Annotated in this window: 1 protein-coding gene (running past one end of the window); it reads right to left on the bottom strand. The window is 76.6% G+C overall.

The window, feature by feature from the left end:
• Nucleotides 1–141 precede the first annotated feature (141 nt).
• Nucleotides 142–13641, bottom strand: partial view of a type I polyketide synthase gene (locus ACLQ20_RS08450; protein WP_425854862.1) — the 3' end only. It continues 16332 nt past the right edge of the window; 13500 of the gene's 29832 nt are visible here — the last part of the coding sequence; its start codon lies beyond the right edge, outside the window; its stop codon occupies nt 142–144.

Genomic DNA, 13641 nt, shown 5'->3' with positions numbered 1-13641 from the left:
GGTCGAGGTCCGAAGCGTCAGCGCCGGCGGCCTGCTGAACGCTCCGGCGCACCGTCCTTGCGGGCCGTGGCCGGGCGGGTGCGGCACCCCCGCCCGACCACGGGCGGCGCGACCGCCGACGACGGTCGCGCCAACCCGTTCCTACAGCCCCGGCAGGCTGCCCCCGGGGCCACCCAGCTCGCGGTGGATGAAATCGAAGATCTCGGCGTCGGTGGCGTCGTCGAGGGTGTGCGTGGCCGGCTTCTCCTCGACGGGACCACGCTCGTCGCCCCACCGGGCGACGAACGCCTGCAACTGCACCAGCAGCTTCTGCCGGGTCAGCCGGTCCGGCGCGTCGGCCGCGAAGACGCCGTCGAGCCGCTCCAGCTCGGCTAGCAGCGGGGCCGCTGCGGCGGCGCCGTCCTCGACCAGCTGGTCGCGCAGGTGCCGGGCGAGCGCCGCCGGCGTCGGGTAGTCGAACACCACGCCCGCGGGCAGCTGGACGCCGGTGGCGGCACGGAGCCGGTTGCGCAGCTCCACGGCCGTCATCGAGTCGAAGCCGACCTCGCGGAACGCCCGGTCGGGCTCCAGCCCCCCGCCCCCGGGGTGGCCGAGCACGGCCGCCGCCAGGTTGCCCACGAGTTCGACGAGGACGCCCTCCCGTTCGCCGGGGCTCAGCGGCCGAAGCCGCTCCCGCAGCGCGGTCGCCGCCTCGTCGTCCGCCGGCTGGCGGTCGTCGTCGGCGGGCATCGCCGCGTCCGCCTCGGGGACCCCGGTCAGCAGCGGGCACGGCCGCATCGACGCGAACGTCGGCACGAACCGGTCCCAGCGCACGTCGGCGACGATCAGCCCCGCCTCCGCGCGCAGCGCCTGCCCGAACGCCTCGACGGCCAGCTCCGGGGGCAGGCCCGGCAGGCCCCGCCGGCGCAGCTGCGCCTGCTCGGCCGACTCGGGATCGTCGCTCCACGGGCCCCACGCCACGGCGGTGGCCGCCAGTCCGCCGTGCCGCCGGTTCGCCGCGAGCGCGTGCAGCAGCGCGTCGCCGGCGGACTGGCCGGCCCGGCCGCCCGCGCCCCACACCCCCGTGGTGGAGGTGCACAGCACGAACGCGTCGAGCGGCCGGTGCGCCAGCTCGTCGGCGTACCTCGGGACGTCGCCGACGGTGGCGGCCAGGTCGGCGGCGAGGCCGGCGAGGGTCAGCTCGGCCAGCGGCACCGATCCGGTCTCCGCCGGCACGTGCACGAGCGCCGTGACCGGCCGGCTCTCGGCGGCGAGCTGCTCCATCAGGTCACCGAGCTTGCCCGTCGCCGGCTCCGCCAGCGGGAGCACCTCCGCGCCCTGGCGGCCCAGCCAGTCCGTGGTGTGCCGGGCAAGGGCGCCGGTCCCGCCGGTGAGCAGGACCGTGCCGTTCGGGCGGTACCCGCCGCCCGTCGCCGGCCGCCCGGTGTCGCGGACCAGGCGTCGGGCGTGCACGCCGGCCTCCCGGACGGCGAGCTGGTCCTCCCCGTCGACGTTGACCAGGGCTGCGGCCAGGGCCGCGTACGCCGCCTCGGCCGGGCCCGCCGGCAGGTCGACGACTCCGCCGACGTGCCGGGGGTGTTCCAGCGCGGCGACGAGGCCGAGGCCCCACGTGGTGGCCTGCGTCGGGTGCACGACCGGTTCGTCGTCCACGGCGACGGCGCCGGTGGTGGCCAGCCACAGCGGCACGGGCGGGCCGGAACGGCGGGTGTGCGCCTGCACGAGCAGCAGGTTCGCGGCCAGGCCGGTCGGCAGCGCGGTCTGTTCCGGGTGCGGCGCCTCGTCCAGCGCCAGCAGGGAGAGCAGCGCCGTCGGCTGGTGCGCGGCGGCGAGCCGGTCGAGGTCGGCGGCCAGCCCGTCGCGGGTGGCCGTGGCCGGGTCGACGGTCAGCAGGTGCACCGTGGCGGCGCCGGCCGTGAGGGCGGCGAGCACCCGGTCGGTGACCTGGTGCGGCGGGGCCACCACCAGCCACGTGCCGGGGTCGGCGCCGGTCAGCGCCCGGCGCTCCCAGGTGACCCGGTACCGCCAGCCGGCCAGGGTGCCGTCGAGGTGCTGGCGGCGCCGCCACGACTCCAGTTCCGGCAGCAGCTCGCGCATCGGCTGGTCCGGGTCGAGTCCGAGGCGGCCCAGGTCGCCGTCGGTGACGGCCCGCCAGAACGCGTCGTCGACCGGGTCGGCGGCCGGCGTCGGCGCCGCATCGAGGGTCGGCCAGTAGCGCTGCGGCCGGAACGCGTACGTGGGCAGCTCGGGCAGCCGGCGGGCATCCGGACGGGGGCCGGCCAGCACGGCGAGCACCGCCGCCCAGTCGACGTCCCGCCCGGTGCCGTCCACGACGGCCAGCGCGGCGAGCAGGGCGGCCGGCTCGTCGACGCCGGCGCGCAGCGCCGCCACGGCCGTCCCGTCGTCGTCGCCGGGCAGCAGGCCGGCGGTCATCGCGGTCAGCACCGCCTGCGGGCCGAGCTCCAGGAAGGTGTCGACGCCCGCGTCGCGCAGCGCGGCGATCCCGTCGGCGTACCGGACGGCCTCCCGGACGTGGCGCACCCAGTAGTCGGGCGTACGGATCTCGTCGGGCCCGGCGAGCCGCCCGGTCAGGTTCGACACGATCGGCAGCAGCGGCGCGGCGAACGTCAGCCCGTCGAGGACGGCGCGGAACTCGGCCAGCATCGGCTCCATCAGCGGGCTGTGGAACGCGTGGCTGACCCGCAGCCGCCGGGTGCGCACCCCCCGCTCCCGCCAGGTCCGCTCCAGCCCGTCGAGGGCGTCGAGGGCCCCGGCGAGCACCACGGCGGTGGGACCGTTGACGGCGGCGACGCCGACCCGGTCGGTCAGCCCCGCGAGGGACTCGACCACCGCCGACTCGTCGGCGGCGACGGCGAGCATCCCGCCCCCGGCGGGCAGGGCCTGCATGAGCCGGCCCCGGGCGGCCACCAGCGTGGCGGCGTCCGCGAGGGACAGCACCCCGGCGACGTGCGCGGCGGTGATCTCGCCGATGGAGTGCCCGGCGACGTGCCCGGGCACCACCCCGAACGACTCGACCAGCCGGAACAGGGCCACCTCCAGCGCGAAGAGCCCCGCCTGGGTGAACACCGTCTCGTCGAGCAGCGCGGCCTCGGCGCTGCCCTCGGCCGCGAACAGCACCGGCTTCAGCGGCTGCGGCAGCTGGTGGTCCAGCGCCGCGCAGACCTCGTCGAGGGCCGCCGCGAAGACGGGGAACGTGTCGTACAGCTGCCGGCCGGCGCCGGGGCGCTGGGCGCCCTGGCCGGAGAACTGGACGGCGAGGCCGCCGCCGTGCCGTCGGGCGGTGACCAGCGCGGGGTGGTCCTCCCCGCCGGCCAGCGCCCGCAGCGCGGCCAGCCGGGTCTCCCGGTCGGCGGCGACCACGGTGGCCCGCCGGCCGAGGTGGGCCCGGCCGTCGGCGAGCGCCCAGGCGACCAGGTCGGCGGGGTCGTCGTCCGTCGCCACCCGGTCGGCCAGCCGGCCGGCCTGCTCGCGCAGCGCGGGCAGGTCGGCGGCGGAGACCGGCCACGGCAGGGCCACGGCGCGGTGGTCGCGTCGCGCGTCGCCGTGCCCGACGGTCGCTTCGGGCCCTTCCCCGTCGGCGGCGACCGGTGCCGGCCGCTGCGGGGCCTCTTCGATGATCACGTGCGCGTTGGTGCCGCTGATCCCGAACGAGGAGACGCCGGCCCGGCGCGGCCCGTCCGTGGTGGTCCACGGCCGCGCCTCGGTGAGCAGCGCCAGCGTGCCGGAGGACCAGTCGACGTGCGGGGTCGGCGCGTCCACGTGCAGGGTCGCCGGCAGCACCTCGTGTTGCAGGGCCAGCACCATCTTGATCAGGCTGGCGGCGCCCGCCGCGGCCTGGGTGTGGCCGATGTTCGACTTCACCGACCCGAGCCACAGCGGTCGCTCGGCGGAGTGGTCCCTGCCGTACGTCGCCAGCAGCGCCTGCGCCTCGATCGGGTCGCCGAGGGTGGTGCCGGTGCCGTGCGCCTCGACGACGTCCACGTCGCCCGGGGTGAGGCCGGCGTTGTCCAGCGCGTGCCGGATGACCCGCTGCTGCGCGGGCCCGTTCGGCGCGGTGAGGCCGTTGCTCGCGCCGTCCTGGTTGACGGCGCTGCCCCGTACCACGGCGAGGATCCGGTTGCCGTCGCGCTGGGCGTCGGAGAGCCGCTGGAGCAGCAGGACGCCGACGCCCTCGCCCCAGCCGGTGCCGTCGGCGGCCTCGGCGAACGCCTTGACCCGCCCGTCGGCGGCGAGGCCGCGCTGCCGGGAGAACTCCAGGAACGCGCCGGGGGTCGACATCACCGTCACGCCGCCGGCGAGGGCGAGGTCGCACTCGCCGCTGCGCAGGGCCTGCGCGGCCAGGTGCAGCGCCACCAGCGACGACGAGCAGGCCGTGTCGACGGTGACCGCCGGGCCGTGCAGCCCGAACGAGTACGCCAGGCGGCCGGAGACCACCGACGCGCCGTTGCCGGTCGCCTGGTAGCCCTCCACCTGGGAGCGGGCGCCCAGCAGCAGCGTGGCGTAGTCCTGCCCGTTGGTGCCCATGAAGACGCCGGTGGCGGAGCCACGCACCCGGTGGGGGTCGATGCCGGCGCGTTCGAAGACCTCCCAGGTGGTGTGCAGCAGCAGCCGCTGCTGCGGGTCCATGGCGAGGGCCTCGCGCGGGTTGATCCCGAAGAATGCGGCGTCGAAGCCGGCCACGTCCCGCAGGAAGCCGCCGCTGCGCGTGTAGCTGGTGCCGACCCGCTCCGGGTCGCTGTCGAACAGGGCGTCGAGGTCCCAGCCCCGGTCGGTGGGCATCGGCGTCACCGCGTCCACGCCGTCGGCCAGCAACCGCCACAATTCCTGCGGCGAGGACACCCCGCCGGGGAAGCGGCAGGCCATGGAGACGATCGCGATCGGCTCGTCCGCCGGCGGCCGGGCCGAGGCCACGGCGCCGGTGGCCGGTCCGCCCTCCGCGCCGATGACGATTTCGGTACGCAGGAAGCGGGCCAGTTCCGCCGCCGACGGGTGGTCGAAGACCACTGTCGACGGCAGGGTCAGGCCGGTGACCCGGCCCAGCCGGTCGCGCAGCTGCACGGCGGCGAGGGAGTCGAAGCCCAGCTCCCGGAACGCCCGGCCGGCCGGCACCTGGTCGGTGGTGGGGTGGCCGAGGACGGCCGCCGCCTCCGCGCGGACGAGGTCGACCAGCAGCGCCTCCTGGCCGGTCGCCGGCAGCGTGGCGAGCCTGGCCCGCAGCCCGTCGGTGGCGGCGGCGCTCTCCGGCCGCTCCGGCTCCTCGGTGACGGCGGGGGCGACCCGGTCGAAGAGGTGGCTCGGCCGCGCGGCGGTGAACGCCGTGACGAACCGGGCCCAGTCGACGTCCACGATCACCGGGGCCGCCTCGGGGGCGTTCACCCAGCGGCCGAGCGCCGCGACGGCGGCGTCGGGCGCGAGCGGGCTGAACCCGCGGCGGCGCAGGCCGTCGGCCGTCTCGCCGGAGGCCATGCCGTCCTCCGCCCACGGGCCGTAGGCCAGGGCGGTGGCGGGCAGGCCGGCCGCCCGGCGGGCGGCGACGAGCGCGTCGAGCAGGGCGTTGCCGGCCGCGTAGCCGGCCTGCCCGCCGCCGCCCCAGACGCCGGCGACGGAGGAGAAGACCACGAACGCGTCGAGGTCCCGGCCCCGGCAGGCGGCGTCGAGGTGCACGGCGCCGAGCACCTTGCCGGCCAGGGTCTCCGACAGCTCGCCGTCGGTCACCTCGTACGCCGGGGTGGTGCCGCCGGACGCCCCGGCGGTGTGCACGACGGCGGCCAGCGCCGGCAGGTCCGCCACGAGGGCGTCGACCGCCGCCCGGTCGGTGACGTCGCACGCCACCACCCGCACCGCGCCCAACTCGGCCACCAGCTCGGCCGCGCCCGGCGCCGCCGGACCCCGCCGCGAGGCCAGCACCACCTCGGCGGCCCCGTTGGCCAGCAACCAGCGCGCCACGTGCCGACCCAGGGCACCCGTACCACCGGTCACCAGCACCGTCCCGGCGGGCCGCCAACCCGCACCCGCGGGCGGCGCGGCCGGCACCAGCCGCCGGCCGAAGAGGCCGTTGCGGCGGACGGCCACCTGGTCCAGGGTGCCGTCGGCGAGGATCGCGACGAGCCCGGCGCGGGCGCCGCGGTCGGCGCGGTCGGGCAGGTCGACCAGGCCGCCCCAGCGGTCCGGCTGTTCGAGGGCGACGACCCGGCCCAGGCCCCAGGCCAGGGCCGCCCAGACGTCGCCGGCCCGCTCTCCGGCCGTGACCGGCATCGCGGTACGGCTCAGCGCCCACACCCGTCCCGGCAGGCCGGTGTCGGTGAGCGCCCGGGTGAGGGTGAGCAGGGCGGCCGCGCCGGCGGGCACCGCCGGGGTGTGCGCCAGGGGCCGGTCCTGCCGGGGCAGCACGCAGAGCACCCCGGCCCAGCCGTCCCCGCTGATCCGGCCCAGCCGCTTGCCCAGTTCGGCGCGGGCGAGGGTGGACGACACGGTGAGCGTGTCCACCCGCGCGCCCGCCTGGGTGAGGGTCTTCGCCACGCCCGCGTCGGCGCCGCTGTCGACGGTGACGACCAGCCACCGCCCGGACAACCGGGTCGCCGGGGCCGGCCGCACCGGCTCCCACCCGACCCGGTACGACCACCCGTCGAGGGCGGTGTCCCGCGACCGGTGCTGACGCCAGCGCGCCAGGAGCGGCAGGGCCGGGGCGAGCGCGTCCAGGTCCTCGGTGTCGTCGCCGAGTTCGGCGGCGAGGGCGGCCAGGTCGCCCCGCTCGACGGCGGCCCAGAACTCGGTGTCGCCGCCCTCCGGGGCGGCCTGCTTCGCGGGCGTGCCCTCCGGCCAGTAGCGCTGGTGCTGGAAGGCGTACGTGGGCAGGTCCACGCGGCGCGCGCCAGCGTCGGCGAACCACTGCGTCCAGGTCACCGGCACGCCGTGCACGTGCAACTCCGCCAGAGCGTGCAGCAGCGCCTGCGCCTCCGCCCGGTCCCGCCGCTGCACCGCGACGGCCAGCACACCGTCGTCGCCGGGCAGCACGTCGGCAGCCATCGCGGTCAGCACACTCTGCGGACCGACCTCCAGGAACGTGTCGACACCCGCCTCGCGCAGGGCGGTGACCCCGTCGGCGAAGCGCACCGCCTCCCGCACGTGCCGCACCCAGTACTCCGGGGTGCGGATCTCGTCGCCGGCCAGGGCACCGGTCACGTTCGACACGACCGGCAGCAGCGGCGCGGCAAAGGTGAGGCCGTCCAGGACCGCGCGGAACTCGTCGAGCATCGGCTCCATCAACGGGCTGTGGAACGCGTGGCTCACCGTCAGACGGCGCGTGCGCACGCCCCGATCCCGCCAGACCCGCTCCACCTCGTCCAGGGCCTCGACGGCGCCGGAAACCACCACTGCGGTGGGGCCGTTGACAGCGGCGATGCCGACGCGGTCGGTCAGCCCAGCGAGAGACTCCGCCACCGCAGTCTCGTCGGCGGCCACGGCCAGCATGCCGCCACCCGTGGGCAGCGCCTGCATCAACCGACCCCGCGCGGCCACGAGCTGGCACGCGTCGGCCAGGGACAACACCCCGGCCACGTACGCCGCCGTCACCTCACCGATCGAGTGACCGGCCAGCATGTCCGGCACGACCCCGAACGACTCCACCAACCGGAACAGCGCCACCTCGACCGCGAACAACCCGGCCTGCGTGAACACCGTCTGATCCAGCAACCCCGCCTCGGGGCTGCCCGCCTCAGCGAACAACACCTCCCGCAACGGACGCGGCAACAACGGATCGAGATGCGCACACACCTCGTCCAGCGCGGTCGCGAACACCGGGAACAGGGCGGACAACTCCCGGCCCATCCCGGCACGCTGCGCACCCTGACCCGAGAACAACAGCGCGAGCTGGCCGCGTACGGCGGTGGAGCCGGTCACGACGGCCCCGGAGGGCTCGCCAGCGTCGAGGGCGCGCAGCGCGGCGAGCAGGTCGTCCCGGTCGGCCACCACGGCGACGGCGCGCTGCTCCAGCGCGGGCCGGGTGGTGACGGAGGACCAGGCCACATCCAGCGGACGCGGGGCCTCGTCGGCAGCGAGCCAGCGCGCCCACCGGCCCGCCTGGCCGGCCAGGGCCGCATCGGAGCGCGCGGAGAGCAGCACCGGCACGACCGGCGGCACGTCCCGGGCGACGATCTCGCCCTCGATCGCCTCGGCCGGCGGCTGCTCGATGATCACGTGCGCGTTGGTGCCGGAGATGCCGAACGACGACACCGCCGCCCGACGCGGCCGGTCCACGGCCGGCCACGGGGTGGGCTCGGTCGCGAGGGTCACCGCCCCGGCCGTCCAGTCGATGTGCGGGGACGGCTCGTCCACGTGCAGGGTCGGCGGGACGAGCCCGTGGCGCATCGCCATGACCATCTTGATCACACCGGCGACACCGGCGGCGGCCTGCGTGTGCCCGATGTTCGACTTCACCGACCCCAACAGCAGCGGCCGGTCCCCCGGACGCTCCTGCCCGTACGTCGCTAGCAGGGCCTGCGCCTCGATCGGGTCACCGAGGGTGGTGCCGGTGCCGTGCGCCTCGACGGCGTCCACGTCGGCGGTGGTGAGCCGCGCGTTCGCGAGGGCCTGGCGGATCACCCGCTGCTGCGAGGGACCGTTCGGGGCCGTCAGCCCGTTCGACGCGCCGTCCTGGTTCACGGCGGTGCCGCGCACCACGGCGTAGATCTTCCGGCCCTCGCGCTGGGCGTCGGAGAGGCGCTGCACCAGCAGCACGCCGACGCCCTCGGACCAGCCGGTGCCGTCGGCCGACGCGGCGAACGACTTGCAGCGGCCGTCCTGCGACAACCCGCGCTGCCGGGAGAACTCGATGAACGTCCCCGGCGTCGCCATCACCGTCACGCCACCGGCCAACGCCAGATCACACTCGCCGGAGCGCAACGCCTGCGCCGCGAGGTGCAGCGCCACCAGCGACGACGAGCACGCCGTGTCGACGGTGACCGCCGGGCCTTCCAGGCCGAACGTGTAGGCGACCCGACCCGACAGCACGCTGCCGGAGGTGCCGGTCCCGACGTAGCCCTCCACCTCGGTCGGCAGGTCCATGAGCCGGGAGGCGTAGTCGTGGTACATGACGCCGGCGAAGACACCCGTCCGGCTGCCCCGCAACCGCTGTGGGTCCAGCCCGGCGGACTCGAACGACTCCCACGACGCCTCCAGCAGCAGCCGCTGCTGCGGGTCCATCGCCAGGGCCTCGCGCGGCGAGATCCCGAAGAAGCCCGGGTCGAACTCGCCGGCGCCGTACAGGAAGCCACCGTGGCGCGTGTACGACGTACCGCTGCGGTTCGGGTCCGGGTCGAACAGCGACTCCAGGTCCCAGCCGCGGTCCGCCGGGAACTCGGAGATCCCGTCGCCGCCGCCGGCCAGCAGCTCCCACAGTTCGTCGGGGGATTCCACCCCGCCCGGGTAGCGGCAGGCCATGCCCACGATCGCGATCGGCTCGTCGGTGCCGACGACCGGGCCGGCGACCGGGCCGGCGGTCGACTGGCGTACCCCGGCCAACTCCGACCACAGGTGGTCGGCGAGCGCGGCCGGGGTCGGGTAGTCGAAGACCAGCGTCGAGGCCAGCCGCAGCCCGGTGGCCGCGTTCAACCGGTTACGCAGGTCCACGGCCGTCAGCGAGTCGAAGCCCAGCTCCCGGAACGCCCGGTCCGCGGGCACCGCCTCCGCACCGCCGTGCCCCAACACCTGGGCGACCAGGCCCCGCACCAGCACGTCGACCTGGGCGCGGCCCTCGTCCTCGGTCAGCCCGGCGAGCCGGTCGGCCCAGCCGCCACCGCCCTGCCCCGCCTGGCGGCGGGTGCCGGTCACGCCGATCAGGGTGCGCAGCACGGCCGGCACGGGGCCGCCGGAGGTCGCCGCCCGCAGCGCGGGCACGTCGATCACGGCCGGTACGAGGGCCGCCCGGTCGGCGCCCAGGGCGGCGTCGAACAGCTCCAACCCGGTCTCGGCGCTCATCGGGGTCAGGCCAGCCCGCGCGGAACGCGCCCGGTCCGCCTCCTCGATCGAGGCGGCCATGCCGGGGGTGTCCCACATGCCCCACGCCAGGCTGACGGCCGGCAACCCGAGCTGCCGCCGGTACGCCGCCAGGGCGTCGAGGAAGGCGTTGCCCGCCGCGTACGCCGACTGGCCCGGCGAGCCGAGCACCCCCGCCACCGACGAGAACACCACGAACAGATCCAGATCCAGACCCGCCGTCGCCTCGTGCAGGAACCAACCCGCCGACACCTTCGGCGCCAACACCCCCGCCAGACGCTCCGCGGTCAGCCCCTCCACGACACCGTCGTCCAGGACACCGGCGGTGTGCACCACACCCGCCAGCCGGCCCTCGGCGCCGATCTCCGCCACCAGCCCGAACACCTGGTCCCGGTCCGTCACGTCACAGGCGACGACCCGCACCGACGCACCCAGCGCGGACAGCCGCTCCGACAGCTCGCCCGCACCGGCGGCCTCCGGACCACGCCGCGACACCAGCACCAGCGAGCGCACGCCGTGCACCGACACCAGGTGCTCCGCGACCAGCGCACCGAGCGCACCCGTACCGCCGGTCACCAGCACCGCACCGTCACCCAGGCTGCGCGTCTGCGCGGCCGTGATGCCGGCCCGGACCAGGCGCGGCGAGTACACCGCGCCCTCGCGGACGGCGAGCTGGCCGCCGGTCGACGCCGGCTCCCGCAGGACGCCGTCCAGCAGGGCCACCAGCCCGGCATCCGGGTCACCGTCGACGTCCGCGAGGACGATGCGGCCCGGGTGCTCCGACTGCGCCGACCGCAGCAGACCCCACACCGCCGCACCGGCCAGGTCGGTCACCCGGTCCTCGTCCCCGACGGACACCGCGCCCCGGGTCACCACCACGAGCCGCGAGTCCGCCAGGGCGTCCGCCGCGAGCCAGGACTGCACCGTCGCCAGCACGTCCGAAGCCACCGCCCGGACCGACTCCGGCGTCGCCGCCGCCGAACCGGACGCGGGGAACACCGGCAGCAGCAGCGTCCGGGGGACGGACTCCTCCCCCGCGACCGTCGCCACGTCGGGGTACGTGGGCACTCCGGCGGGTGCCACCAGCTCCCGGCCGCCGGTCACCAGCGCCCATCCGGAAAGCTCCCCGGCGGGCGCGGCCTCCACGGCCGGCCACCGCAGCTCGAACAGCGAACGCGCGGCCACGCCCGGCGCGGCCACACCGGTCAGCTCCCGCAGGACGAGGGAGTCCACCGACACGACCGGCGCGCCCACCTCGTCGTACGCGGCCAGCCGCAACCCGGAGCCGTCGCGGGTCAGGCGTACCCGCAGCGCCCCCGCCCCCGAGGCGTGCACCTGCACGCCCTCGAACGCGAACGGCACCCGTGGACCGCCCGACTCCTCGCCACCGAGCAGCAGCCCGATCGGGTGCAGGGCGGCGTCCAGCAGCGCCGGGTGCACGCCGAACCCGGCGGCCTCCGTCGCGGCGTCGTCCGGCAGGACCACCTCGGCGTACACCTCGGCGCCGCTGGTCCAGGCGCGCCGGAGTCCCTGGAAGGCCGGCCCGTACGTCAGGCCGTGTTCCGCCAGCGTCGGGTACCAGCTCGCCAGGTCCACCTCGGCCCCGCCGGCGGGGGGCCAGGTGACCGGGTCCGGCTCGTCGGCGGTGGAGGGCTCCAGCACGCCCTCCGCGTGCCGGGTCCAGCCCGCCTCGGGGTCGTCGTCGGGGCGGGAGTAGACGGCGACGGGACGCTGCGGCGACTCCGACGTGGACACCCGCACCTGGATCCGCACGCCTCCCGTTCCGGGGAGGGCCAGCGGGGCGGCCATGGTCAGCTCCCGCAGCCGGGAGAGGCCCACCTCGTCGCCGGCCCGCACGGCCAGCTCGACCAGGGCGGTGCCCGGCACCAGCGTCAGCCCGGAGACCGTGTGGTCGGCCAGCCACGGGTGCGTGGCCAGGGAGAGCCGGCCCGTCAGCACCATCTCGTCGTCGCCGGCCAGGTCCACGGTCGCGCCGAGCAGCGGGTGCTCGGTGCGGCCGAGCCCGGCCCCGGACACGTCGCCCGTACGCGCCCGGTTGGCGGCGGGCCAGTAGCGCTGGTGCTGGAAGGCGTACGTGGGCAGGTCGACGCGGCGCGCGCCGGTGTCGGCGAACCACGACTGCCAGGTCACCGGCATCCCGTGCACGTGCAGCTCGGCGAGGGCGTGCAGGAGCGCCTGCGCCTCCGGCCGGTCCCGGCGCTGCACGGCCACGGCCAGCACGGCGTCGTCGTCGGGCAGCACGTCGGCGGCCATCGCGGTCAGGATGCTCTGCGGGCCGACCTCCAGGAACGTGTCCACACCCGCCTCGCGCAGGGCGGTGACCCCGTCGGCGAAGCGGACGGCCTCGCGCACGTGCCGCACCCAGTAGTCGGCCGTGCGGATCTCGTCGCCGGCCAGGGCGCCGGTCACGTTCGACACGACCGGCAGCAACGGCGCGGCAAAGGTGAGGCCGTCCAGGACCGCCCGGAACTCGTCGAGCATCGGCTCCATCAACGGGCTGTGGAACGCGTGGCTCACCGTCAGACGGCGCGTGCGCACGCCCCGCTCCCGCCAGACCCGCTCCACCTCGTCCAGGGCCTCGGCGGCACCGGAAACCACCACGGCGGTGGGTCCGTTGACGGCCGCGACGCCCACCCGGTCGGCGAGCCCGGCGATCGACTCCGCCACGGCGGCCTCGTCGGCGGCCACAGCCAGCATCCCGCCGCCCGTGGGCAGCGCCTGCATCAACCGGCCCCGCGCGGCCACGAGAGCACACGCGTCGGCCAGCGACAACACCCCGGCCACGTACGCGGCCGTCACCTCGCCAATCGAGTGACCGGCCAGCATGTCCGGCACGACCCCGAACGACTCCACGAGGCGGAACAGCGCCACCTCGACCGCGAACAGACCGGCCTGCGTGAAGACGGTCTGGTCCAGCAGCTCCGCCTCGGGGCTGCCCGCCTCGGCGAACAGCACCTCCCGCAACGGACGCGGCAGCAGCGGGTCGAGGTGTCCGCACACCTCGTCCAGCGCGGTCGCGAACACCGGGAACAGGGCGGACAACTCCCGGCCCATCCCGGCGCGCTGCGCACCCTGGCCGGAGAAGAGCAGGGCGAGCTGGCCCCGCTGGCCGGTGGCGCCGGAGACGACCGTACCGGTGGGGTCGCCGTCGGCGAGGGCGGTCAACGCCGCGACCAGGTCGTCCCGGTCGGCGGCGGTGACGACCGCCCGGTGCTCCAGCGCGGGCCGGGTGGTGACGGAGGACCAGGCCACGTCCAGCGGACGCGGGGCCTCCTCAGCGGTCAGCCAGCGCGCCCACCGGCCCGCCTGCGCCGACAGCGCGGCAGCGTCGCGGGCCGACAGCAGCACCGGTACGACCGGCGGCACGTCCCGGGCGACGATCTCGCCCTCGATCGCCTCGGCCGGCGGCTGCTCGATGATCACGTGCGCGTTCGTGCCGGAGATCCCGAACGACGACACCGCCGCCCGACGCGGCCGATCCACCGCCGGCCACGGCGTCGCCTCCGCAGCCAGGGCCACCGCCCCGGCCGTCCAGTCCACGTGCGGCGACGCCTCGTCCACGTGCAGGGTCGCCGGCACGAGGCCGTGCCGCATCGCCATGACCATCTT

Source organism: Micromonospora sp. DT46, from assembly GCF_049841735.1.
GTDB lineage: Bacteria > Actinomycetota > Actinomycetes > Mycobacteriales > Micromonosporaceae > Micromonospora > Micromonospora reichwaldensis.
This window is presented reverse-complemented; position numbering and strand designations above follow the sequence as displayed.